21 protein-coding genes and 1 pseudogene are annotated in these 25,187 nt (G+C 52.1%); 17 read left to right on the forward strand and 5 right to left on the reverse strand.

Annotated elements, in window-relative coordinates; all coding sequences use genetic code 11:
- The first annotated feature begins 18 nt into the window (after positions 1-18).
- From BN2684_RS20255 to BN2684_RS20265, 3 genes are read left to right on the forward strand one after another with little or no spacing between them, the layout of a single operon-like run.
- The gene (locus tag BN2684_RS20255) at positions 19-1,908 is read left to right on the forward strand and encodes a hypothetical protein (protein ID WP_058303909.1); all 1,890 of its coding nucleotides are present in this window, start codon (positions 19-21) and stop codon (positions 1,906-1,908) included.
- The gene (locus BN2684_RS20260) at positions 1,905-2,195 is read left to right on the forward strand and encodes an EscU/YscU/HrcU family type III secretion system export apparatus switch protein (protein ID WP_058303910.1); all 291 of its coding nucleotides are present in this window, start codon (positions 1,905-1,907) and stop codon (positions 2,193-2,195) included. Before BN2684_RS20255 ends, BN2684_RS20260 begins: the two co-directional genes overlap by 4 nt.
- On the forward strand, positions 2,192-2,596 hold the full coding sequence (locus BN2684_RS20265) for a YraN family protein (RefSeq protein WP_234340287.1): 405 nt from the start codon (positions 2,192-2,194) through the stop codon (positions 2,594-2,596). The genes BN2684_RS20260 and BN2684_RS20265 overlap by 4 nt, the downstream gene beginning before the upstream one ends.
- Positions 2,597-2,626: 30 nt before the next feature.
- On the opposite strand, the gene BN2684_RS20270 is transcribed toward BN2684_RS20265, so the two are convergent.
- A complete protein-coding gene (locus tag BN2684_RS20270; protein ID WP_058303911.1) occupies positions 2,627-3,496 on the reverse strand; it encodes a helix-turn-helix transcriptional regulator in 870 nt (289 codons plus the stop codon).
- A 133-nt stretch (positions 3,497-3,629) separates the two neighbouring features.
- On the opposite strand from BN2684_RS20270, the pseudogene BN2684_RS20275 reads away from it, so the two are divergent.
- Positions 3,630-5,619: pseudogene (locus BN2684_RS20275) on the forward strand (glycoside hydrolase family 127 protein).
- A gap of 252 nt (positions 5,620-5,871) precedes the next feature.
- Here the strand turns inward: BN2684_RS20275 and BN2684_RS20280 are convergent.
- From BN2684_RS20280 to BN2684_RS20290, 3 genes are all read right to left on the reverse strand, one after another.
- Positions 5,872-6,339 (reverse strand): hypothetical protein, encoded by a 468-nt coding sequence (locus tag BN2684_RS20280; RefSeq protein ID WP_058303912.1) that lies wholly within the window; start codon positions 6,337-6,339, stop codon positions 5,872-5,874.
- 481 nt (positions 6,340-6,820) lie between these two features.
- Positions 6,821-8,440: a YifB family Mg chelatase-like AAA ATPase gene (locus BN2684_RS20285; RefSeq protein ID WP_058303913.1), complete on the reverse strand. Its 1,620-nt coding sequence runs from the start codon at positions 8,438-8,440 to the stop codon at positions 6,821-6,823.
- 303 nt (positions 8,441-8,743) lie between these two features.
- A complete protein-coding gene (locus BN2684_RS20290; protein ID WP_234340288.1) occupies positions 8,744-9,151 on the reverse strand; it encodes a ribonuclease FAU-1 family protein in 408 nt (135 codons plus the stop codon).
- 941 nt (positions 9,152-10,092) lie between these two features.
- Between BN2684_RS20290 and BN2684_RS20295 the strand changes: the two genes are divergently transcribed.
- Positions 10,093-10,353 carry a hypothetical protein gene (locus tag BN2684_RS20295; protein ID WP_058303915.1) on the forward strand — a complete coding sequence of 87 codons (261 nt, stop codon included), beginning with the start codon at positions 10,093-10,095 and terminating at the stop codon, positions 10,351-10,353.
- A 118-nt stretch (positions 10,354-10,471) separates the two neighbouring features.
- On the opposite strand, the gene BN2684_RS20300 is transcribed toward BN2684_RS20295, so the two are convergent.
- The gene (locus BN2684_RS20300) at positions 10,472-11,557 is read right to left on the reverse strand and encodes a branched-chain amino acid aminotransferase (RefSeq protein ID WP_058303916.1); all 1,086 of its coding nucleotides are present in this window, start codon (positions 11,555-11,557) and stop codon (positions 10,472-10,474) included.
- Between the two features lie 271 nt (positions 11,558-11,828).
- Here BN2684_RS20300 and sucC point away from each other — a divergent pair, with 271 nt between their 5' ends.
- From sucC to fliF, 12 genes are all read left to right on the forward strand, one after another.
- On the forward strand, positions 11,829-12,998 hold the full coding sequence (sucC, locus tag BN2684_RS20305) for an ADP-forming succinate--CoA ligase subunit beta (RefSeq protein ID WP_058303917.1): 1,170 nt from the start codon (positions 11,829-11,831) through the stop codon (positions 12,996-12,998).
- A 140-nt stretch (positions 12,999-13,138) separates the two neighbouring features.
- Positions 13,139-14,104: a succinate--CoA ligase subunit alpha gene (sucD, locus tag BN2684_RS20310; RefSeq protein ID WP_058304657.1), complete on the forward strand. Its 966-nt coding sequence runs from the start codon at positions 13,139-13,141 to the stop codon at positions 14,102-14,104.
- A gap of 239 nt (positions 14,105-14,343) precedes the next feature.
- Positions 14,344-15,447, forward strand: coding sequence for a DNA-processing protein DprA (gene dprA, locus BN2684_RS20315; RefSeq protein ID WP_058303918.1), 1,104 nt, complete (start codon positions 14,344-14,346; stop codon positions 15,445-15,447).
- A gap of 23 nt (positions 15,448-15,470) precedes the next feature.
- Entirely contained in the window at positions 15,471-17,573 is a 2,103-nt protein-coding gene (topA, locus tag BN2684_RS20320) for a type I DNA topoisomerase (protein WP_058303919.1), read from the forward strand.
- A gap of 123 nt (positions 17,574-17,696) precedes the next feature.
- Positions 17,697-19,019, forward strand: a complete 1,323-nt coding sequence (gene trmFO, locus BN2684_RS20325; protein WP_058303920.1) for an FADH(2)-oxidizing methylenetetrahydrofolate--tRNA-(uracil(54)-C(5))-methyltransferase TrmFO — start codon at positions 17,697-17,699, stop codon at positions 19,017-19,019.
- A 252-nt stretch (positions 19,020-19,271) separates the two neighbouring features.
- On the forward strand, positions 19,272-19,811 hold the full coding sequence (gene hslV / locus BN2684_RS20330; protein ID WP_058303921.1) for an ATP-dependent protease subunit HslV: 540 nt from the start codon (positions 19,272-19,274) through the stop codon (positions 19,809-19,811).
- A 39-nt stretch (positions 19,812-19,850) separates the two neighbouring features.
- Positions 19,851-21,248, forward strand: coding sequence for an ATP-dependent protease ATPase subunit HslU (gene hslU / locus BN2684_RS20335; RefSeq protein ID WP_058303922.1), 1,398 nt, complete (start codon positions 19,851-19,853; stop codon positions 21,246-21,248).
- Between the two features lie 79 nt (positions 21,249-21,327).
- Complete coding sequence (gene codY / locus BN2684_RS20340; protein ID WP_058303923.1) at positions 21,328-22,083, forward strand: GTP-sensing pleiotropic transcriptional regulator CodY; 756 nt, start codon at positions 21,328-21,330, stop codon at positions 22,081-22,083.
- A gap of 263 nt (positions 22,084-22,346) precedes the next feature.
- On the forward strand, positions 22,347-22,757 hold the full coding sequence (gene flgB, locus BN2684_RS20345) for a flagellar basal body rod protein FlgB (RefSeq protein ID WP_058303924.1): 411 nt from the start codon (positions 22,347-22,349) through the stop codon (positions 22,755-22,757).
- A gap of 3 nt (positions 22,758-22,760) precedes the next feature.
- Positions 22,761-23,207 carry a flagellar basal body rod protein FlgC gene (flgC, locus tag BN2684_RS20350; protein ID WP_058303925.1) on the forward strand — a complete coding sequence of 149 codons (447 nt, stop codon included), beginning with the start codon at positions 22,761-22,763 and terminating at the stop codon, positions 23,205-23,207.
- A 58-nt stretch (positions 23,208-23,265) separates the two neighbouring features.
- Positions 23,266-23,565: a flagellar hook-basal body complex protein FliE gene (gene fliE, locus BN2684_RS20355; protein ID WP_058303926.1), complete on the forward strand. Its 300-nt coding sequence runs from the start codon at positions 23,266-23,268 to the stop codon at positions 23,563-23,565.
- 37 nt (positions 23,566-23,602) lie between these two features.
- On the forward strand, positions 23,603-25,183 hold the full coding sequence (gene fliF / locus BN2684_RS20360; protein ID WP_058303927.1) for a flagellar basal-body MS-ring/collar protein FliF: 1,581 nt from the start codon (positions 23,603-23,605) through the stop codon (positions 25,181-25,183).
- The last annotated feature ends 4 nt before the right edge of the window (positions 25,184-25,187 follow it).

Raw genomic sequence — 25,187 nt, forward strand, 5'->3', positions numbered from 1 at the left:
GGAAAGGGGGCGAACGCGATGAACATCGGACAGACGCTGCGTAGCCTAATGGGAGAGCTGCGAACGGGAGAAGCCAGAACATTAGAGCTGAGGCCGGGGCAGATTGTACGCGGTGTCGTGAGCCGCATGACCACGGAGCAGCAGGCGACGGTCACGATCAACGGGGTGTCGGTGCAAGCTTACCTGGAGGCGGGGTTAAAGCCGGGAGAAGCGGCTCTGCTTCAGGTTCAGCCCCCAGGAGCAGACGGTGCCATCAGGCTGAAGCTAGCCCAGAATGCGGCGCAGCTGCCAGACTTTGCAGCTTCATCACAGTCGGATGACCCGCTGTCAAGCTTGGGGTTGGTGGCGTCAAAAGGAAACCGTCAGGCGGCGCAACTGCTGCAGGAGGCGGGTTTGCCCTTGACGAAGGCGGGGATTCAGGAGACAGCCGCTGCGCTGAAGAACATTCCGGCAGGGATCGGCAAGGAAGGCTGGCTGGATACGATCAAGCTGGCTCTCGGCAGGGCCTTGCCCCTATCACAAGGAGCCTTGGAATCCTTGCACAGCGTGACAGCGGGGCCGGGACTCGACCGAACGTTCGCGGCATTGGCGGACCAGATTCGAGCGGCTCTCGATGGAGAAGCGGGTGCAGGAAAGAATAGCGGACTGCTTCGGCAGCTCGGGCAGCTTCTTGAGCAGCTCGCTGCAACGGTGGAAGAAGGCGTGCAGGGGAAAGCACAGGCGGCTGTCGGGAATGCGAACGGAAGAGCGGATTCGTTAGGAGTGCCGATAGGCCGGGAAGCTTCAGGCGATGCGGGCAGCCTGCCGGGAGCTAGTCAAACAGGTCGCGAGAACGGCAAGCCGGGGGTAACGGGTCAACCAGCAGGTACAAATGGCAGCGGTGGCGCGGCAGAAGGCGAAACTGGGGCTTTCAAAAATGCGGGAAGTGCAGGCGGCGCAGGCCCATCGGGGGGAATCGGCAATCTCGCCAATGCCGGAAATTCCAACCATTCTGCAAATTCCATAGCCCCGGGAAATAATGGAAATTCGGGAAGCGTCGGAAATGCAAGCAACCTGAATATGAACTCGACGGAGTCGAATCAGGCGGGACTTGGGTTGGCGAAGGATGCGTCGATGGACCCAACGGATAAGGCAGAGATGACTTCAAAAGGCGTGAATCCCTCCGAAGGGTCGAATGCGGACTCGTCCGCTCAGTCAAGTCGGACGAGTGAACGAGCGGAGAGAGGAAGCTGGCTCAGTCGGATGCTCTCTGATCTTGGAGTCGAGCATGAGCAGAAGCTTGCCAATCTTCCGGTAGGAACCGATATTGGACGAGGTTCGATGGAGCACAGCGGAGACGCTTCTCGGCAAACCTTGAAGGAGCTGCTTCTTCAAGTCGGGAAGCAGGACGATTTGCCGCTTCCGCTGAAGGAGGCGGCGGCGCAGGCGCTGCAGCAGGTCACCGGTCAACAGCTGCTGCTCTCAGGAGACCGGACGCAGCAGCTTGCGCATCTGACGGTGATGATCCCCTTTTACAACGAACAGGGCCGCCAGACGGCTGCCGTTCATGTGGAGTCCAGGCGTAACAATCGGGGCGAGCTTGATGCAGACAATTGCCGCCTGTTGTTCGATTTGTCGATGCGGACGCTTGGTCCGCTTCTGATTGATGTTCAGGTTGCTGACCGCGCGGTAGGGATTCGAATCCTCAATGATCATGGCCAGCTCAAGGGGCTTCTAGATGCAGGCAGAGAAGAGCTTGTATCGACGATGGAAGAGTCGGGCTATCGCTTGTCTTATCTTCATTCCTCTGATTATCCAAATGTGAGCCAAGCAAGCACGGAGGTCGGGGAATCACAAACCGATTCCGCAATTCGTGATCAACTGGATTTTCATCGGAAACCCTACAAAAGCATGGATGTGCGCGTATGAAAAAGGGAAAACCGACAACGAAACAAGCCGTTGCTCTAAAATACAGTCCGATGGACATGCAGGCTCCTTCTGTCGTGGCGAAGGGAAAGGGCATGGTCGCCGATGAGATTCTGCAAAAGGCTAAGGAGCATGGCGTTCCCATCCAGGAGGATGCTTCCTTAGTCGAGGTTCTCGGGCAGCTCGAGCTCAATCAAGAGATTCCGGCAGAGCTATACCAGCTGGTGGCGGAAATTCTCAGCTTTGTATATCGGACGGACGGTCGGGCCAGAGGGGGCATAAAGCCTTGAAGCAAGATAGGTCAAGCGAGAAGCCGCAGACGCTGCGAATCGACGGTAGAAGACTCACTGGCAAGGCGGGAGAGGAAGCCGCAGCGCAGTACTTGCTGGAGCAAGGCCACCTCATCCGCGAGCGAAACTGGCGCTGCCGCTCCGGGGAGCTGGATATCGTTGCGGAAGAAGAGGGATGCCTGGTCATCGTGGAGGTGCGCACCCGCAAGCCGTCCGTCCGGTTCGGGACGCCGCAGGAATCGGTCGATGCGCGCAAGCAGCTGCAGGTCAGGAGAACAGCGGAGGTTTATCTTTATCAGCACCGCCTTACCGAATGCCGTATCCGCTTCGATCTCATCTCGATTCGCTTGAATGCGGACGGATCGATGCAAGCGCTTGAGCATCTCCGGCATGCTTTCTAATGATAGTGCTCTCCTAATTGCGAGAAGCCGCTACTTGATGTAGCGGCTTCTGTATTTGGATGGGGACATTCCGATTCTCTTCGTAAAGCAGCCCGTAAAATAGGGGATATTCTCGAAGCCGACATGGAGGGCGATCTCGCCGATCGGCCATTCGGTCTTGAGCAGAAGAAGCTTGGCTTGTTCCAGCCGGTATTTCATGAGGTATTCCATCGGAGCTAACCCAAATACCTGTTTCATGCAGCGAGTGATGTAGTTGTAATGGAAATTGAGCGCTTCGACCATCATCCAGCTCGTGATCGATGATTGATAATGGGCTTTCAAATAAGCTTCGGCCTTCTCTGCGAGTTCAACGACGGGACCGGCATGTCCTTCATTTTGCCGCAGGTCCATGAGTCGGAGTAGCTCCTCGAACGTCTGTTGTCTTGTCCAGAATGCGCTGGAATGCCGCTCCTTCCCCGACTGGTTCAGCTTGCCGAGCAGTTGGTATACCTGCTCCGGATACGGAAGCCTCCAGGCCTGCTTAATCTGAATGAAATACGGATCGGTGAGATACTGACGGGAATAGTCGTCGTGATCCGGGACGGGTTGCTCCTGAAAGGAGCAATCCCATTGTCCGATCGTGTGGAAATGGACCCATTGAAACACGGTTGTCTCTTCCGTCGGTTTGACCGAGTAGTGATATCGATCCGGCAGCAGGATCACGCTATGCCCTGCGGTCAAGCTCCAGGCTTGACTTTCTTCCCCAAGATGAAGCGTCCCTTGCTCCACAACAATCAGGTCAAACACCCCGATCGATTGGCGATTCGGATGCTGGTCTCCCGGCTCATAGACGGTTTTTCCGCTATCCAGACAATAGGGCAATGGTGGGGCAGTCAAGTTGAGAATCGAAGATGTCTCCATGGTACTCCTCCCGAAACCATTGTGTGAAATTCTATAAGAAATCGGTTTGGATTCATCATATAAAGATGAATTCGTATAGACTACAATCAATAGTAGCAGGAGGAAATAACAGAAGCAAGAGGAGGCAACTGCAATGGAACGCGCATTGAACAGGCTAGCTTTGGAACGGAATTCGAAGGTTCGTACGCATATTCAAGACTCATTCTGGGATGAATATGTGAACCTTGTGCGAGAAGTTGTCGTTCCGTATCAATGGGAGGCCCTTAACGATCGGGTGGAAGGCGCGGAGAAAAGCTATGCCGTGAACAATTTCAAGATCGCTGCTGGCGAGGGAGAAGGCCAATTCGGGGGAATGGTGTTTCAAGACAGCGATGTGGCGAAATGGCTCGAAGCGGTCGGGTATCTCCTGCGATCAAAAAGAGACCCGGAGCTTGAAGCGATCGCAGATGATCTCATCGCGACCATCGGGAAAGCTCAGCAGGCAGACGGGTATCTGAATACGTATTATACTCTCAAAGAACCTGGTAAGCGGTGGACAAACTTAACCGAATGCCATGAGCTTTATGTGGCCGGTCATATGATCGAAGCGGCAGTCGCTTATTACGAAGCTACGGGAAAGCGGCCCATCCTGGATATCGTAATGCCGGATGGCGGATCATATCGCAGAGGTATTCGGGGATGAGCCGGGGCAAATCGCGGGCTATGACGGCCATCAAGAGATCGAGCTCGCGCTTGTCAAGCTGTACAGGACAACGGGAGAAAAGCGTTATTTAGATCTCAGCCGCTATTTTGTGGAGAAGCGTGGGCAAGAGCCTAACTTTCTGATAGCAGAATCGGAGAAACGGGGATGGACGAGCTACTGGCATTCCGGCAAAATCGAAATCGACCCCGCTTATTTTCAAGCGCATAAGCCGGTTTGGGAAATGGATACGGCAGTCGGTCACGCCGTGCGTATGGTCTATATGTGCGCGGGGATGGCGGATGTGGCGCGTGAGAGCGGAGATCGCAGGTTGTATGATGCGTGCGAACGATTATGGGCGGCGATTACGAACCGGCAGATGTACGTAACGGGAGGTATTGGCTCAATGGCGATCGGAGAAGCGTTCTCCGTGAATTACGATCTGCCAAACGACTCAGCTTATTCCGAGACCTGCGCCTCGATCGGCCTGATCTTCTTTGCCCAGAGGATGCTGCAGTTGAATCCTCATTCCAAATACGCAGACGTGATGGAACGGGCTCTCTACAATTCGGTATTGGCGGGTATGGCGAAGGACGGACGCAGCTTCTTCTATGTCAATCCTCTAGAAGTTCATCCTCATGTTTGCAATGGAGGCAACCATGTCTTCGATCATGTTAAGCCCGTTCGCCAAGAGTGGTTTGGCTGCGCTTGCTGCCCGCCTAATGTTGCTCGTCTGATCGCTTCACTGGGGGATTATGTTTATACGGTGAACGATTCGACTATCTTCACGCATTTGTATGTAGGCGGACAAACGGACTTTACCATCGGAGATCACACTGTCACGCTTTCTCAGCAATCCGCTCTTCCTTGGGAAGGAGAGGTTCGCGTTCAAGTCCAGCTTCAAGAATCGACGACCTTCACCCTTGCTATGCGGCTGCCGAGCTGGAGCCCGAACGCCAAGCTTAAGGTGAATGGCAAAGAACGGTCGATAGCTGGCAAGGTTAAAGACGGCTATATGCGCATCGAGAAGGAATGGACTGACGGCGACACAATCGAGCTGACGTTAGAGATGCCCGTTCTGCATATGCACAGTCATCCGCTCGTAAGAGCGGACTCCGGCAAGGTTGCCCTTCAGCGCGGGCCCTTGGTCTACTGCTTGGAAGAGGCAGACAACGGAGCCAATCTCAGCGGATTGCTGCTTCCCCGAGGTGCGCATGGTTCTTCGGAACCGGTAAAGGTCACCTGGAAGGAGAACCTGCTCGGCGGCATGAAACTTCTGGAGACGGAAGCGCTTCGCTTAACCGAGGAATCATGGGGAGAAGAGCTGTATCGGTCCGATTACACACCGTCGTACGAACCCATGAAGGCTATATTTATCCCCTATTACGCATGGGCCAATCGCGGCAAAGGTGAAATGACGGTCTGGGTGAAGGAACAGGTGTGAAGGTTTAGTTAAGCGATAAGGCTAGCTTAATTATGCGAAGAATTAAGGAAGTTCGTATTCAACATAAGAGGCTCTCTCTCCGCGAAGTGGAAGAGGAGAGCCTCTTAATTGGTTGAGAAAATGGAATCAGGCGGCCGTAAAGAAAAAGGACCCTTCCCTACTAAAATCTGAACGTTCGAGACAGTTGATTTCCGACGACTGGTTTAGACTTGTACGGTGTTTTGATATCATTCAGTTTGACCTGAGCTTAGGTTATGAATTTGCATCAAGAGTTGTAATTCTGCAGTGTCTCGCATACTTTTCTAACACAGTAACAACCTCAGCGGTAACGACTAAATAAGCTTTTTCAGTTAAACAAAAATGATGCCCTGACCAATTACCATACGTATTATCCTTAATTGAAATTTTCCCATTAGGCAGCATTCTTAAGAATTCTGGCAACAATTTGTCTTCGTATAGTTCCTCGAATATGCTTGATTCCGATACCAAACATTCCTCAACTGAATAATCCCCTATGTTCAATTGCTTAAAGATCTCATCTAATTCTTTTGTGATGATAAAACACGGAGTTGATGTAATTAAATGATCCCCTAACCAGCCATCAAACTCATAATCGAGAAATTGAACTTTGTCCACTTGCTTTACTCCATAATCTGTTCTATAGATAGTAAATTCTCCATGCCCTCCACTAACCTCAGGCTCCAAAAGGAATAAATTCATATTAACTCTCCTAGTTCATATGTCATCTCACTGGAATGCACACAATATCAATTGTATCACCACACATAAATATAAAGTATCAAGAATAAATACTCATTTTTTACACCATTAATAATCCAACTATTAGTTTTCTTAACGCCTCAATTGTATTTAACCAAATCATGCATAAAGATAGAATCATACTGATGATTATCATGTATACAAAATGATGGGGATTTGCCCTCGGGTGAGTCTAATTATTTCCTCAAATACCTTTTTTTCTATGCTTCGCTTTCTCAAAATCTCTCGAAATTGATGTGTTAGTGTGGGATTGATTCCTCAACAATCCGCAATATGGGGGGATATGACCACCTCCATAGTAATCACCTCTAACTTTGGTAATCAAAAGCGTTTTTAAGTACTTTACTACTATAGACCTTGTAATGCTATCTTCTGTGTGGCGATCTCATTTGCAAAATAGCAGGCTGGTCTTTCAAGATGTTCATACGGTCTTCTTGTCCAAATTGCGATATTGAACGGCTTCGGCGAGATGGCGGACGGCGATTTGTGGTTCATGCTCCAGATCGGCTATGGTGCGCGCAATCTTCAGAATACGATCATGGGCTCGTATACTGAGGCCTAACATTTCAAAGGTGCGCCGGAGGCGTTCTTCAGCTTCCGGCTGAAGACGGCAATGCATGCGAAGAAGCCTCCCGGACAGCTCGCTGTTACTGCCTATGCCAACTCCTTTGAAGCGATTATGTTGAATCTCGCGTGCAGCTAGCACTTGCTCTTTCATGTCCTTCGAAGACAAATTAGGGGCTGAACGGGTCAACTCGTTGAAATCGACTCGTGGCACCTCCACATGTAGATCGATCCGATCAAGCAAGGGACCGGAGATCCGGGAACGGTATTGGAGCAATTTCGCAGGCGAGCAGGTGCAAGGATTGCTCAACGAATCCGCTCCGTGATATCCGCACGGACATGGATTCATCGAACAAACGAGCATGAAGCCTGCGGGGTAGGTAAAAACAGCCTTAGCACGACCAATGGTCACCGTCCGGTCCTCCAAGGGTTGACGCAATACCTCGAGCGTCATGCGGGAGAACTCAGGGAGTTCATCGAGAAACAGCACTCCGTGGTGAGCGAGGCTGACCTCACCTGGGCGGGGAATGGCTCCTCCGCCGATGAGCCCGGCTGATGAAACGGTATGGTGAGGAGAACGAAAAGGGCGGGTCCGCATGAGCTCCGAACGTCTCGACAGCTTGCCAGCGATGCTGTAAATCTTGGTCGTTTCCATCGCTTCCGCGTCGTCCATCTCGGGGAGGATGGTAGGCAGGCGGCGGGCGAGCATGGTTTTGCCGGTTCCCGGCGGTCCGATCAGGAGCAGGTTGTGAAAGCCCGCTGCCGCAATCATCAGCGCCCGCTTTGCGTGGAGCTGCCCGCAAATATCGGCATAGTCCAGTCCGGTCGGAGACAGGGGATCCGATGATTCCTTGTGCCTATTTTCCAGTTCAGGCGGGCGATCCGCCAATACATCCCCATCGTGTTCGATAATCTCTTGGAGCCTTTCACAGGCAAGGGGTTTATCACCGGAGCGATACCAGTTCGTTTCGTTTTGTTCAAGATTGCGGATGTCCTTGAGATTCGCAAGCGGGAGCGCAAGCAAATCATCTGTCAAAAGAGCCTCATTCAGGTTGGCGGCTGGAAGAATGACACGCTTCAGTCCCTGAATCCTTGCATGATGGACCATTGCGAGAACGCCTGGAACAGGACGGAGATCTCCATTTAAGGCGAGTTCCCCAATAAGAAGAGTATCCGACAAACTATGGGATGGCAGTTGGCCGCTCGCTAGGAGCATTCCGAGTGCGATGGCGAGATCATAGGACGTGCCTTCTTTTCGGACGTCGGCAGGTGCGAGGTTTACCGTCACCCGCTCTTGTGGGAAGACAAATCCGCAATTGCGGATCGCGGAGCGGACCCGTTCAACGGATTCCCGAACAGCGGAATCGGGAAGACCGACCAAGTTCACTTGGGGTAAGCCATTTGAGAGATCCACTTCTACTTCGATCAACTGGCCGTCCATCCCGACGACACAAGCGGTCGTTACTTTTGCAAACATCAAAAAAGCCCCTCCTCCATAGGCAACAAACCTTTACGGGTTCATTGCGGCAATCGGAATAGGTGCTTCCTAATTCGCTGCGCGTTGTCAATGATTCCTATTTCTCCATCACCAAGCCAATTCCTGCTTAAGGGTTTGATTTTTTCATGGAAACAAGCTCCTTAAGGACTCAAAACCTTGTAGTCTCTCCATTTCGGTAGAAGCAACCCGATGAGCTCAGATCTACGCAGAGAAGCGAGGCAATCCACCGCTGCCAGAAGATGCTTGAGCCAGCTGTCCTTCAGAGCCATTCACCAACAGCATTTACCTTTTCAGATCTTGCATTAGTAAATCTTTATGCTCTTCCGCAAGCTTCAATAAGGGAAAGTTCCCTTGTTCGATTTGGATAAATAGCTTTTCGGCTTCGTCTTTTGCAAGATGGTACAATCCTTTGTCGATCGAACCGTCCAGTAAAGCCTGCTCTAGTTCTTCTGCGTCCTTCTGAATTACGGTTCCTGAGGGCAGAACGATAATATCCAAGTATAAATCATCCATCCAAGGTATGTTCTCTGTGCTTACCCCATTCCTGTAACAGATATCGATATAGTGCTGTACGATTTGCCCTTCATCATCGAACATCGTTGTCATGGAATGATGTAGGTTTGTTGGGAAGTGCTGAAGCCAATAATAGCCTTGATCCGCAATGCAGAATCTTTGGTCGGTATAAGTCATATGCAACGGCTCCGAGACGTCGCCGATTTCAAGAAGGGATACGTACCCCGTGAAGGTTTCTGTGTCGAGATAAGTCTGAGCGTATCGTTTGTCGAGTACCCGCTTCCAACCCGAACGGTCTCCATATTTTCTTTTCAGGATTCTTCATCTCCATTCTTGGCTTCCGGAACGAGTTAGCGATTTGATCGAATCCTCGTAGCTTTTCATCAGAGAGTATTCGCCTTGAATCCATTCATATTGTTGACTGGGGGTCAATCGCTCGGTATGGAACCCCAGGTAGGAGCCAATGAACTGATTATCCTTTTTGAACAACGTGATTTCAATGTGGTTGAATCCACCTATCTGTTCCTTAACCAGAAATGTTGAAACAATTACTTAAGAAGTGGAATAGGGACTCAAATCAATGCTTCCTCGAGTCATTGTTTCTTCGATGACTTCTTTCGGAACGCCGTTCTCATAAACGACATCGCTTAGGAATTGCTTAGCGTGCCAGCCATAGTTCTCCATATACGTCTGATCTTCATTCGATAGTCCTGCAACACTTCTGGAACAACCGATGATGAAAATAATGAAGACAAAGGAGAGGAGCTTCTTTATAGAGACCACCTCCTAACCATTGGATACTGGGGATGCTTGGCAAAGGTGAATCGAGCCCAGGTGAGAGTCTTCGTTCATTATGGCATATTATACTAAAGTATGCAGTATTTACTTGGTTTGAAATCGCGAATCGTTTAGATTATGACTTGATCATTCGTGATCGAATAGGGGTTCGTGACATACTAATCCACGCGAGGGCATTCGGATGTTCAACCGGCTGCGCTGTTGAAGTGCGTCTTATTATGAGGGTCAAAAGGATAGGCTGGGGGAATTATTAATCGTCACTTTTCCTAGATGCGAATATCAAACTGCGCCATTGGGTACCCTGTACGCGAGGTGATGGTATGGAAGACAAACCCTATTTCTGTCCGAACTGCCGCTCTAACCGCTACAAGTTTAGCCGCATCACGACGTTCTCCACGCCTTTTCGAAAAGATGCGATTACAGGCGTGCTTCTTGAAAAGGATGAGCCGGTCATTGTCCCGGATGTCGAGGATATCATTCAATGCCAGGTATGCCAGTTTACCGGCAACGAGATGCGCTTTATCAAGCAAGCAGAACGGGAACCGCGCACCCAGACGACGGTTCCAACTATGTACACGTAAGGAGCTCGTATAAGAAAAGCAACTCGTGCAGGGAAAAGTAATCAGAGAAGAAAAGCCCGCTCAGACCGTGAAGTGCACCTTCACCGGTAAGCGGGCTTTTCACATTCGCGATTAACAGTTACACTTGTACGTTCCAGCCGAACGTGTCTTCCATTTTACCGGTCTGAATACCGGTGATCGCGTCATACAATCTATGGGACAATTCACCGATGGTTCCGTCGCCGATGCGCATGTCTTCCTTTTTCCAGCTGAGGCGTCCGACCGGAGAGATAACCGCCGCCGTTCCGGTTCCAAAGGCTTCCTCGAGTTCACCTTTCTTATAGGCCTCGGCCAATTCCTCGATGGAAATCTTGCGTTCGGTCACCGGGATGCCCCATTCTTTCAGGAGGCCAATGACGGATTGTCGGGTGATTCCGTCGAGGATGCTTCCGTTCAGGGCAGGGGTGATCACTTCGCCGCCAACCTTAAAGAACACGTTCATGCTGCCGACTTCCTCAATATAACGCTGCTCGATACCGTCGAGCCAGAGGACCTGATCACAGTGATCCTTCTCCTTGGCGATGACTTGAGCCTTGAGGCTGGCAGCATAGTTGCCTGCAGTTTTGGCGAAGCCGGTGCCACCGCGTACGGAGCGGACATATTCGTCTTCTACGCGGATGTGGACGGGCGAAAGGCCTTTGCTATAATAAGCGCCGCTCGGAGACAAGATGACCGAGAACAAATAACGGTTGGACGGGCGAACTCCGAGGCCGGCTTCTGTCGCAATGACAAAAGGACGAATGTAGAGAGAAGAGCCTTCGGCATTCGGGACCCAGTCTTGTTCCACCTCAATCAACGTGCGGATGGACTCCACGAAGAAGGCTTCGTCAAATGCCGGGATGTTCAACCGCTCGCAGGAAACGTTAAAGCGGGCGGCGTTGCGGTCTGGACGGAACAGGAGGATGCGGCCGTCTTCAGCTTTGAAAGCTTTCATTCCTTCGAATACGGTCTGCCCGTAATGAAACACCATGGCGGAAGGATCGAGGGAGAAGGGGCCGTACGGAACGATGCGCGCATCATGCCAGCCTTTCCCTTCGGTGTAGTCGACAAGCAGCATGTGATCCGTAAAAATACGGCCAAAGCCAAGTTGAGTCGGATCCGGTTTCGGCTTCAAGGATTCCGAGCGTACGATCCGAATAGCGGTGGATTGTGCAGGTGAGGCCATGGTTCATCTTCCTTTCCGAATGAATGCCTTTGTTTTCTTTCTTCTAACTATAAAAGAAAATCAGGGCAATGTACAATCCTGCGAGCAAATCGGTTAATCGTCAAATCAAAAGGGATGAAAATTTTACTCGATTTTGATCCATCATTTGGCATGATTTATTTGCTATTTTCCATTTTGTCAATAAAATAGAGTATAGATACAGCTGCTTTTCATCCAGATATATTGCAAATTTGTTACGATTTTCGCATTAATCTGATAGGAGGAACGGTTGATGAACATCCATGAATACCAAGGTAAGGAAGTACTGAGGCAATTTGGTGTGGTCGTTCCCCGGGGAAAGGTTGCATATTCGGTGGAAGAGGCGGTGCAAGTGGCAGAAGAGCTGGGGACGCCGATCACAGTGGTTAAAGCGCAAATTCACGCAGGCGGACGCGGCAAGGCAGGCGGGGTGAAGATTGCCAGATCCCTCGAGGATGTTCGCGTTTATGCCCAAGAGCTTCTGGGTAAGGTGCTGATTACGCATCAAACGGGTCCGGTGGGTAAAGAAGTGAAGAGGCTTTTGATCGAGGAAGGCTGCGATATCCGCAAGGAATATTACATCGGACTCGTTGTCGACCGGACGACAGGACGGGTCGTCCTCATGGGTTCCGAGGAGGGCGGTACAGAGATTGAAGAGGTGGCTGCACGTACTCCTGAGAAGATTATCAAGGAAATCATCGATCCCGCTCTCGGTCTTCAAGTGTTTCAGGCTCGCCGCTTGGCCTATGCCATCGGAATTCCGCCCGAGCTGGTGAATAAGGCGGTTCGCTTTATGACTGGTTTGTACAACGCTTTCATTTCCAAGGATTGCTCCATCGCCGAGATCAATCCGCTTGTCGTCACCGGAGACGGAGAGGTGATGGCGCTTGATGCCAAGCTCAATTTCGACGACAATGCTCTCTTTCGTCATAAGGACATTCAACTGCTGCGCGATTTAGATGAAGAGGACGAGAAGGAGATTCAAGCGTCCAAATACGAATTGTCCTACATCGCTCTGGACGGAAACATCGGCTGCATGGTGAACGGCGCCGGGCTCGCGATGGCGACGATGGATATCATCCATTATTATGGCGGAGAGCCTGCCAATTTCCTTGACGTTGGCGGCGGAGCAACAGCGGAGAAGGTGACCGAGGCTTTCAAGATCATTTTGTCCGATGATCAGGTGAAAGGGATTTTTGTTAACATTTTCGGCGGAATTATGCGCTGTGATGTCATTGCGGACGGGATCGTGCAGGCGGCGAGAGATGTGGGGCTGGACCGGCCGCTTGTCGTCCGTTTGGAAGGCACCAATGTGGAGCTCGGCAAGAAGCTGCTTCACGATTCGGGTCTGCCCATCATCACGGCGGATTCGATGGCGGACGGCGCTCAGAAGATCGTCGGAGAGGTCAAGCGCGCGTCATAGGAGAGGTAAGGAGCGCGTCACAAGAGACGCAATCGAGAGGCAAATGGAGGACTCTCGGAGACGGGAGAACAAATCCGGAAAAATGGGTTGCAAATCGGTCGATAAAAACGGGAGATCAGGGGAAGGGTGTGAATCGGGACATGAGCATCTTGGTAAACAAGGATACCTTGGTGATTACCCAAGGGATCACGGGCTCGACAGGACTTTTTCATACGAAGGGCGCTCTCGAATATGGCACCAAGATGGTGGGGGGAGTAACTCCTGGCAAAGGGGGAACGGAGCTCGATATTACCTTGGACAGCGGGCAAACGGTGCGGCTGCCGATCTTTCATACGGTTGCGGAAGCCAAGAAAGCGACGGGAGCTACAGCGTCGGTCATCTATGTCCCACCCTCGTTTGCCGCCGATTCCATCCTGGAAGCGGTCGATGCGGATCTGGATGTTGTCATCTGCATCACGGAGGGTATTCCCGTGCAGGACATGGTCAAAGTGAAACGATACATGGAGGGAAAACGAACGGTTCTGATCGGACCGAACTGCCCCGGTGTGATTACCCCGGGCGAATGCAAAATCGGCATCATGCCCGGTTATATCCATACTCCCGGTCATGTTGGGGTCGTATCCCGCAGCGGCACGCTCACCTATGAAGCGGTGCATCAGTTGAGCGTGCGCGGCATCGGACAATCAACGGCGGTGGGCATCGGCGGAGATCCTGTCAAGGGCTCGGAGTTCATCGACATTCTGCGCTTGTTTAATGAAGATTCTCGGACGTATGCGGTCATCCTGATCGGCGAGATTGGAGGCAGCGCGGAGGAAGAAGCGGCGGAATGGATCCGCGCCAACATGAAGAAACCGGTTGCCGGCTTCATCGGCGGGCAAACCGCCCCTCCCGGCAAGCGCATGGGGCATGCAGGCGCGATTATTTCCGGAGGCAAAGGTACTGCTGCCGAGAAGGTCGCCGCTTTGGAGGCGGCCGGCATCCGAGTTGCGCCGACTCCATCGCAAATGGGAGAGACGCTCGTCAGCCTGCTGAAGGAAGTAGGTATTTTGGACGAATGTGTGACGGGTAAGACATCAGTAAGCTCGTCAACCGCAGCGGCCAAATAAGGCTTGCGTTTTTGCGTCAGAACGTACTATTCTAAAGGGGCAGTCCTTGCGGCTGCCTTATTGCCATAAGCAATCGGAACGGTAAGCAACCTTTCCCTAGACCCTTCGCGGGCGGGAAAGGTTTTTTTATTGTCCGTGATCCGTTCGGACAGCCGCTGATTCGAATGGACGCCGGAGAAATATGTTTGCCTAGCCGGTGAAACCGGCGGAGCCCTTCTATCGTAAAGGAGTGAATAGGATTGGAGCAGCGCACGGTTCTCCTTGCTTTGCAGGAGATCAAGGGAGTCGGCTGGAAAACGATTCTCCGGTTCGTGTCGGAGCTGGAGGACCTCAACCGTCTATTTGACATGAATACGGGGGAGTTGATGAGTCTCGGGATTCCGGAATCGAAAGCAACCGGACTCTTGACCGCCTTGAATGGAACGGATTGGACAAGATTGGAGGAGAGATATGCGGATAAGAGCATCAGGGCGGTCACCCTCTATGATGAGGAATATCCCGCACTGTTAAAGGAGACCTCGCAGCCTCCATGGGTCTTATATACTATCGGGCGTATCGAGCTTCTTCAACATCCATGCATCGCGGTGGTCGGTACCCGCACACCGACGGCTTACGGGGTTCGTACGGCCGAGGAACTCGGACGCATCCTGGACCAGGCGGGAGCCGTCGCTGTCAGTGGACTTGCGCGAGGGATTGACGGAGCCGTTCACCGAGGCGCGTTGGAGGGAAACGGATCAACCCTTGCCGTAGTCGGAGGCGGACCTGATGTCATCTACCCACCCGAGCACAAGCAGCTGTATGCGGAATTGGCCAAGCGCGGTCTCATCCTCTCCGAGTTCCCTCCCGGAACGCGGATCGCTCCAGGGCTGTTTCCGCTTCGCAATCGAATCATCGCTGGCTTATCGCTCGCGACGGTGGTCGTGGAGGCGGCATTGCGCAGCGGTTCGCTGATCACAGCAGATCAAGCGCTTGATGAATCGCGCGATGTCTTCGCTGTTCCCGGTCCGATCAGCTCACCGAAGAGCCGCGGTACGAACGAGCTGATTCGACAAGGCGCGCGGATCGTTACGGAGCCCGCCGACATCATTCGTGAATATGCGTCCTCTTTTGCGTCGTCGGAATTAGCTTTGGCCGCGTCCAGCTCCCGCGTGAAGCTGCCGGAGCTGACGAAGGAGGAGGCGGAGCTCCTCGCTCGTTTTCCCGATGGCCCCGTCACGATCGATACCCTGCTCGAGGGCACTCAAACAAATTTTGGACATTTGCATGAACTTCTGCTAAATTTAGTTTTGACCAAAAGGATCAAAGCGCTGCCAGGTGCGGCCTATGCCAAAATAGAAGATTGAACACAGTAAGGGAGGTCGGACGCATGGCAGACTCTCTGGTGATCGTAGAATCACCCGCCAAAGCGAAGACGATCGGCAAATATTTGGGAAGTAAATATATCGTCAAAGCCTCGATGGGGCACATCCGCGATCTGCCCAAGAGCCAAATCGGCGTTGAAGTGGAAAACGGGTTTGAGCCGAAGTATATTACGATCCGCGGGAAAGGCTCCGTTCTGAAGGAACTGAAGGACGCAAGCCGCAAAGTTAAAAACATCTATCTCGCAGCTGACCCTGACCGCGAAGGGGAAGCGATCGCATGGCACTTGGCTCATTACTTGGATGTTGATGAAAGCAAGACGTGTCGGGTCGTCTTCAATGAAATTACCAAGCAAGCCGTCAAGGATGCCTTCAAGACACCGCGGCCGATCAATATGGATCTCGTCAATGCCCAACAGGCGAGACGGATTCTGGATCGTCTTGTCGGTTACAAGATCAGTCCGCTCTTGTGGAAGAAGGTCAAAAAAGGATTGTCCGCGGGACGTGTTCAATCCGTGTCCGTCAAGATGATCATCGACCGGGAAAACGAAATCCGTGATTTTATCCCGGAGGAGTACTGGTCGATTACCGCAAAGCTGCATCAAAAGCAAGCTGCGTTCGACGCGAAATATTACGGATCGGACGGCGAGAAACGGGAGCTGGCTTCCGAAGCCGATGTGCAGGAGATCCTCGCTGACCTGAAGAATGCCGACTTCGTCGTCATCGAAGTACGGGAGAAGGAAAGGCTGCGGAATCCGTCCGCTCCGTTCATCACGAGTACGGTTCAGCAGGAAGCGGCGCGCAAGTTGAATTTCCGGGCTGCCAAAACGATGTCCGTCGCTCAGCAATTGTACGAAGGCATCGACCTGGGCAAGGAAGGAACCGTCGGTCTCATCACGTACATGCGTACGGATTCGACGCGGATCTCTCCAGTCGCCCAGGAAGAGGCGAAGGAATTCATCGCAGGCAAATACGGGGAAGCGTACGTTCCAGAGACGCCCCGCGTATACACGAAGAAGAATGCGACGACCCAGGATGCTCATGAAGCCATTCGACCGAGCTCGGTTCTCCGTGAACCGGAGCTTATCAAGGAATTTCTGAGCCGCGACCAATACCGCCTCTATAAGCTCATCTGGGAGCGCTTTGTATCGAGTCAGATGGCATCGGCGGTCATGGATACGGTTACGGCCGAGCTTGCAGCTGGCCGCCATCAATTCCGCGCTGCCGGGTCGCAGGTGAAATTCCCAGGTTTTATGAAGGTTTATATTGAAGGAAGCGACGATGGGGTCACCGAGGAGGAAGGGCTTCTGCCGCCGCTCGTTGCCGACGACCGACCCGAGGTCCAAGGAATCGAGCCTAAGCAGCATTTCACCCAGCCGCCTCCGCGATATACGGAAGCAAGGCTTGTCCGGGCGCTCGAAGAGATGGGAATCGGTCGGCCGAGTACCTACGCTCCTACTCTGGAGACAATCCAAAAGCGCGGGTACGTGGCGCTGGAGGAGAAGAAATTCATGCCCACCGAGCTTGGAGAGCTCATCACGGCCCAGATGGAGGAGTTCTTCCCGGAAATCCTCGACATCGATTTCACCGCCCATATGGAAGAGAACCTTGACCATGTGGAAGAGGGGAAGGAAGACTGGGTGAAGGTGCTTGACTCCTTCTATGTCACCTTTGCGAAGCGGCTGGAATACGCGGAAGAGGAAATGAAGGAGATTGAGATTCAGGATGAAGTCTCCGATGTCCTCTGCGAGAAGTGCGGGAAACCGATGGTCTACAAGATGGGACGCTTCGGCAAATTCCTCGCTTGCTCGGGATTCCCGGATTGCCGCAACACGAAGCCGATCGTCAAGGATACAGGCGTTACCTGCCCTCAGTGTCTCCAAGGTAAGGTCATCGAACGCCGCAGCAAAAAAGGAAGAATCTTCTTCGGCTGCGACCGGTATCCGGATTGTGATTTCGTATCGTGGGATCGTCCGGCCGGCAAGCCCTGCCCGGAATGTGGCGGGCTTATGATCGTGAAGAACACGAAGAACGGACCGATCATTCAATGCACGAAATGCGATTATAAGGAGGAGCCGCAAGAGGAAGACGGCGGCGACGACTTGGAATAATCCCGATTCGTCGGTGAGGTTACGGGAAACGGGCGCCGCCATCTAAGCAACTAGAGGCGGCGAGACCGTTTCTTCTTGTCTTTTCAACCCAGTTTTCGAAAGCAGGAGAGGAGCATACAGATCGTGAGTTCATCAGCAAATACGAACCGGGTAACCGTCATCGGAGCCGGGCTAGCCGGCAGTGAAGCGGCTTGGCAAATCGTTCGGCAAGGAGTCCCCGTGACGCTCTATGAAATGCGTCCCGCGCGGAAAACTCCCGCTCATATCTCGGATAAATTCGCCGAGCTCGTCTGCAGCAATTCGCTGCGCGCGAACGGCTTGACCAATGCAGTAGGCGTTCTCAAGGAAGAAATGCGAATGCTGGATTCGCTGATCATGAAGAGTGCGGACAAGCATGCCGTACCCGCAGGTGGAGCGCTTGCCGTGGACCGCGACGGCTTCTCGGGCGAGGTAACTGAAGCTCTGCGGAATCATCCGCTCGTGGAAGTTGTCAATGAGGAGCTGACCGAGCTGCCCGAAGGGATTACGGTGGTCGCTTCTGGTCCGCTGACATCGCCTGCGCTATCCGAGAAGCTTCGCGGCTTGATCGGCGAAGAGTATCTCTATTTCTATGACGCAGCCGCCCCCATTGTGGAGAAGGATTCCATCGATTTGGACAAGGTGTTCATCGCCTCCCGCTATGATAAGGGAGAAGCGGCGTACATCAACTGTCCGATGTCGGAAGATGAATTTAATGCCTTCTATGACGCTCTCACGACGGCGGAGACGGTCCCCGTGAAGGAATTCGAGAAGGAGATCTATTTCGAGGGCTGCATGCCCGTGGAGATCATGGCGGGGCGCGGAAGGCAGACCCTGCTGTTTGGACCGATGAAACCGGTCGGCCTCCCGGATCCCCGTACCGGCAAACTGCCTCATGCCGTGCTTCAGCTCAGGCAGGATAATGCGGCAGGGACGCTATATAATCTTGTCGGGTTTCAGACCCATCTCAAGTGGGGAGAGCAGAAGCGGGTCTTCTCGCTCATTCCTGGCCTTGAGAAGGCCGAGTTTGTCCGATATGGCGTCATGCATCGGAATACCTTCCTAAACTCACCGAAGCTGCTTAAATCGACGTATCAATACCACTCTCGTGACGATCTGTTCTTCGCCGGGCAGATGACAGGCGTGGAAGGCTATGTGGAATCCGCCGCCTCCGGTCTCCTTGCAGGCATCAATGCAGGCCGGTTAGCCCGAGGGTTAGACCCGCTCGTTCTCCCGCTTGAATCCACGCTGGGAGGAATGGCTCATTACGTCACGAACGCCGATCCGACGGCCTTCCAGCCGATGAACGCCAACTTTGGATTGTTCCCGCCGCTCCCGGAGAAGATACGCAATAAGCAGCAAAAAAATGAAAAGCTGGCGGAACGGGCCCTTGACGCCGTCCGGGCATTTTTGCCCAATCTGCAATAAGGATTGCATCAAAAGATTGCACGATCCCATACGCATGAAACATACGGTTTAGAAGGGACGGCAATGTCAGTTTGCCGTCCTGAAATCGATCGTCGATCAGGCTTTTGCGCTGTGAGGATTCAGCTTGTATGGCCAGGCATCGTTGTGATACGATAGATTTGTTTGTCACAAGCCGACGTTACCCGAACGGTGCTTGTTCTTGCCGTTCTGAATATTCAGTCAATACATCTGAGAACGAAGGGAGGAGCATGCATGGGTGACTTTCATGCCACGACCATATTTGCCATCCGTCATAATGGCAAAGGGGCAATCGCGGGAGATGGTCAAGTGACCTTCGGCAACAGCGTGATTATGAAGGGTACGGCCAAAAAAGTGCGGCGGTTATTCCGGGGCAATGTCGTGGCGGGTTTTGCCGGTTCGGTAGCCGACGCGATTACGCTGTTTGAGAAGTTTGAGGGCAAGCTGGAGGAGCATCACGGAAATCTTCAGCGCTCTGCGGTTGAGCTTGCGAAGGAATGGCGGTCTGATCGCGTCCTGCGAAGGCTTGAAGCGATGCTGATCGTCATGGATAAGGAATCGCTTCTGCTCATCTCTGGCAACGGTGAAATCATCGAACCGGACGACGGTATACTCGCCATCGGATCGGGGGGCAATTTCGCGCTCGCCGCTGGCCGCGCGCTTCATCGGTATTCGCCCGAGATGGAAGCCAAGGATATCGCCAAGGCCGCCCTTGAAATGGCTGCTGAGATTTGTGTTTACACCAACCACAACATCATTGTGGAGGAAATCTGACCTGCGCGTTCCGCGCATCAACCAGAAGGAGGCGGTCTTATGAAAAAGGAGACGGCTCTAACCCCGCGCGAAATCGTGACGGAGCTGGATAAATACATAGTCGGCCAAGCCAAGGCCAAGCGGTCCGTAGCGGTAGCGCTGCGTAATCGTTACCGGCGCAGCAAGCTGGATGAAGCGTTGCGCGATGAAGTAGTGCCCAAAAACATTCTCATGATCGGCCCGACCGGCGTCGGAAAAACGGAAATTGCACGCAGGCTCGCCAAGCTGGTTGGAGCCCCTTTTGTGAAGGTGGAAGCGACCAAGTTTACCGAGGTCGGATATGTCGGACGCGACGTCGAGTCGATGGTTCGCGATCTCGTCGAAACCGCAATCCGCATGGTCAAGGCGGAGAAGGCGGAAGAACTGAAGGACCGAGCTGAAGAATTGGCGGAAGAGCGGCTTGCCGCCATTCTCGTTCCTCATCCGGAAGCAGTCAAATCCTCGAAAAATCCCTTTGAGATGCTCTTCGGGGGGCAGAATTCATCAGCACCCGAGCAGCCGGCGGCTGATCCGGCAATCGACTCGAAACGCCAAGAAATCTTGAAACGACTCCGAGCTAGGGAGCTTGAGAACGAATCAGTGGAAATCGAAGTGGATGACAATTCCCCGAATATGCTAGATATGCTCGCCGGACAGGGAAATGAGCAATTTGGCATGAATATTCAGGAAATGCTCGGATCGATGATGCCGAAACGCCGCAAGAAGCGCCGTCTGCGGGTTTCGGAAGCCAGGCAGGTGCTCATCCAGGAAGAAGCTCAGAAGCTGATGGATATGGATGAGGTCATTCAGAAAGCGCTCAGGAGAGCCGAACAATCGGGGATCATCTTCATCGATGAAATCGACAAGGTGGCAAGCAGCGGTCGCGGCAATGGCCCGGATGTGTCCCGAGAAGGGGTTCAACGCGACATCCTGCCCATTGTGGAGGGTTCAACCATCTCGACGAAATACGGTGCGATTCATACCGATTACGTGCTGTTTATCGCGGCAGGAGCTTTCCATACCTCTAAGCCCTCGGACCTGATTCCGGAGCTTCAGGGACGCTTCCCGATCCGAGTCGAACTGTCTAATTTAAGTGAGAGCGATTTTATCCGTATTTTGACGGAGCCAAGAAATGCTCTAACCAAGCAATATACCGCTTTGCTTGAGACAGAAGGGATTCAAATTGAATTCTCGGAGGAAGCCATCCGGGAAATCGCCAAAATTGCGGCCGAGGTCAACCGCAATACGGAAAATATTGGTGCAAGACGTCTGCACACGATTCTGGAGAAGCTGCTGGAGGATCTTTCCTTCGAAGCACCCGATCTTCAACTGGAGAGCTTCATCATCACTCCTGAATATGTTCGGGATAAACTCATCGAAATTGCAAAGAATCGGGATCTGAGTCAATACATCTTGTAAAAGAGCAGATTTTGTTAATGGGTCTTTAGACCTATATCGGAAACGCATATCGTGGATGGGATTTTATGGGGGTAGAGAGATGAGCTTACTTGGAAAGACACGGACGCTTAACCGGCTTTTGCAGAAAGCCGCTGGGAAAGCAGTTAATTTTAGGGAAATGGCGGAGGTTCTCCGGGATATTCTCGGCGCAAGCGTATATGTGATCAGTCGGCGCGGAAAAATTCTTGGGTTCGCGGTTTCCGGTCCATTTGGGACTGAGGAAGCGGAGCGGCAAATCAGCCAAGAGAGACGAATTCCCTCCGATTACAATCACCATTTGCTGAAGATCGATGAGACGTTATCCAATACGGTGGACCCGCTGCATTCCTTATTTGCTCCGGGCATTCTGACGGTCGTGCCGATTATCGGCGCAGGTGAACGTGTAGGTACGCTCGTCCTCTCGCGTCCGGATGATCCCTTTACGGACGATGATTTGATCTTGGCTGAATATGGCTCAACCATTGTCGGGATGGAGATTTTGCGTGAAAAAGCGGAGGAATACGGCCAAGAAATCCGCAGTCGCACAGTGGTGCAGGTTGCCGTTAATTCCTTGTCCTACAGCGAGCTCGAAGCGGTGGAACATATTTTCGAGGAATTGAACGGGAAGGAAGGCTTGCTCGTCGCCAGCAAGGTTGCAGATCGCGTCGGGATCACCCGCTCGGTTATCGTCAATGCTTTGCGCAAGCTGGAAAGTGCGGGAGTGATCGAGACCCGTTCGCTTGGGATGAAGGGGACGTACATCCGGATTCTCAACGATCAACTGCTGACCGGACTCGACAAAGCGAAAGTTCAATAATTTTTAACAATTAAATTAATATCTACGGACCTAAATTAAGCACTATCTCATTCGAAGATAGTGCTTTTTTCATATTGAATGAAATGGTGAAAAAAGGAATAATCAGAACATGCAGTATTCGTAGTTATGCGACAAAAGTTGCAATTTTAAAAATCATTGTCGAAACAAGAAGGGAATAGTGACCAATCCGACGAATTACACTCCTAAGCAGTGACGGAAGACAGACTACAAAGTAGTCTGGAAGAAAAATCAAAAGGGGGTTAATGACGACCTTGCTAACAAATTCGACTTTTCGACTGCTTGAAAACACACTGGACGCCTCCTCGCTGAGACAGCGCGTTCTGGCGAACAATTTGGCGAATATGGAAACTCCGAACTTTAAACGCTCGGATGTGGACTTCGATCAAGTCTTGAAGAAGGAATTGGATCAAACGTTCTCCATCGAAGCGAAGCGCACAGATGTCCGCCACATTTCTTTCAGCAGTTTAGGTGCTGAGAACGATCCGAGAATTGTCACCGACGAGACTTCCGTTATGAACAACAACAAGAACAATGTTGACGTCGACTCGGAGATGTCTAAGGTGGCGGAGAACCAGCTCAGCTACTACACGTTAATCATGCAAGCCAACTATGATATCAAGCATTTGCGGACAGCCATCGGAGGGAGAGGGTAACAGATGAGACTCAGCACCGGTTTTGACATTAGCGCATCGGCACTCACCGCTGAAAGACTCCGGATGGATGTGGTATCTTCAAATATTTCGAACGCGAATACGACTCGCGGCAAACTGGTAGATGGGAAATGGGTTCCCTATACCCGCAAGATGGTCGTGATGGAGCCCAATTCAAGATCGTTCAACTCCTATCTCCAAACGGAGATGAATAAAGGGGCTGGCGACGGCGTGAAGGCAACCCAGATCACGGAGGACAAAGCTCCTTATAAAATCGTTTATAACCCCACCCATCCGGATGCGGACGAGAACGGGAATGTGCTCATGCCAAATGTCGACATCCTGAAAGAAATGGTGGACATGATCGCGGCGACGCGTTCTTATGAAGCCAATGTAACAGCGCTCAATGCGTCGAAAGCCATGGTAACGAAAGCACTAGAAATCGGCAGATAAAGTCGGCAGATAAGGACGTTAAAAGCATACCTAGCCGGACAGATGGAGGAATCCGTACATGATCAACCCGATATCGATTCAATCGCTTCAAGCAGCGAAAGCTAATACGGCAGGGTCCGTAACTGGTACTGAGCTGGCAGGGCAATTCAGCGATTTTCTCAATGGAGCGCTCACGAAGCTGAATCAGGCCGAACAGGACTCGGCGAACTTGACAACTTCGTTTATTCAAGGAGAGACGACAGATATTCACTCTTTGATGATCGCACAAGAGAAGGTGTCACTCGGACTTGAGCTCACCGTCCAGGCACGCAATAAAATGATAGAGGCTTACCAAGAGATCATGAGGATGCAAATGTAATTAAATCATTTATTGCCTGTTTAGATGGGGTGACACGGTGAACGAAACGATTCAACGATACTGGGGCGGGGCCAAAGACCGCTGGGCCCGTTTCGGAAAAAATCAAAAAATAGCCTTTGTCGCCATTTTGCTGGTAACTGCGATTTCGGTCCCGATGCTGATTATGTATTTTTCCCGGACTGAGTACTCCTTGGCTTTTACCGAACTGCAACCGAATGATGCGGCAGCAATCAAGAACTACCTGGAATCGAGCTCGATTCCTTATCAACTGAGCGATGACGGCAAGAATATTTCGGTACCGCGCAGCAAAGTCGCCGAAGTGAAGATCGATGTCGTACAGCAAGGACTGAACCAGAACGGAGCCATCGGCTACGAATCCTTGAAGGACAGCGCCTTCGGAACGACCGATCGCGAGTTCGATGTCAAGCAGCTGTCCATGCTGCAAGGCGAAGTGGAGAAAATGCTCAATACGTTCGACGCGGTATCCCACTCGAACGTCATGATCAATGTTCCGAAGGAATCGGTCTTTCTCACCGATGCTGAGAAAGAAGCCTCGACGGCGGCCGTTATTCTTACCCTCAAGCCCGGTTATATCCTCGATCAGCAAAAGGTCGACACGATGTATCAGCTGGTTTCTCACAGCGTAAAGAATTTGCCCGTAAGCAATGTAACCATCTCCGAGGCCAATGGGGATTTGCTCCCTTTTTCCAAGTCGGATGAAGCCAATGCCTCTGTCACCACGGCTGCTTCCTTGCAATTTCAGATCAAGAAGCAATTCGAACGGGATATTCAAGCCAATGTTACGAAGATTTTAAGCGAAGTGATTGGTGCGGAAGGTAAGGTCGTTCCGATCGTCGTCGCCAGTCTCAATTTTGATAAGAAGACCAGCGAAGAGAATCTCGTTACGCCTGTCGTGGACAATGAAGGAATTGCGATCAGCGTTCAAGAGATTCAAGAGAACTATTCCAGCGACGGTTCGACTGCCGGCGGGGTTGCGGGGACGGGCGAAACCGATGTTCCCACGTATCCGTCCGGAACGAACAGCGGCAAGACCACTTCCGAGAAGGTTCAGAAGACGATCAACAACGAAGTGAACCGCATTCATAACGTCATTGAGAAGAGCCCGTATTATATTAATGATTTATCCATTTCCGTAGGCATTGAAACACCTGGCGGTCAACAATTGTCCGATGATCTCAAGACGAACATTCAGAAGCTGCTCAAGAGCATCGTCAGCGCATCTCTTGCCAACCGCGAGAACGCTACTGCTCTAACAGACGATGAACTGACCGCAAAGGTTACGGTTTTTGAGAATAATTCGATTGCCGCATCCAACGCTCCCGCCGGAAACGGCATCAACTGGTACTTGGTTGGAGGAATCGGTGCCGCAGCACTCGCTCTCGCCGGGTTTGGCGGCTACGCGCTATCGCGTCGCAAGAAAAAAGCGGAGGCCGCTGCCGAAGAAATGGAACCGGCGCCCACCCGGGTGGAGTATCCGACGATCGATCTGGATACAGAGACCGGAGAAGCTCAAATGCGCAAGCAGCTGGAAATGCTGGCCAAGAAAAAGCCGGACGAATTTGTCAACCTGCTCCGGACTTGGCTGGTAGACGAATAGGGGT

Origin of the sequence: Gorillibacterium timonense (assembly GCF_001457415.1) — a bacterium.
GTDB lineage: Bacteria > Bacillota > Bacilli > Paenibacillales > NBRC-103111 > Gorillibacterium > Gorillibacterium timonense.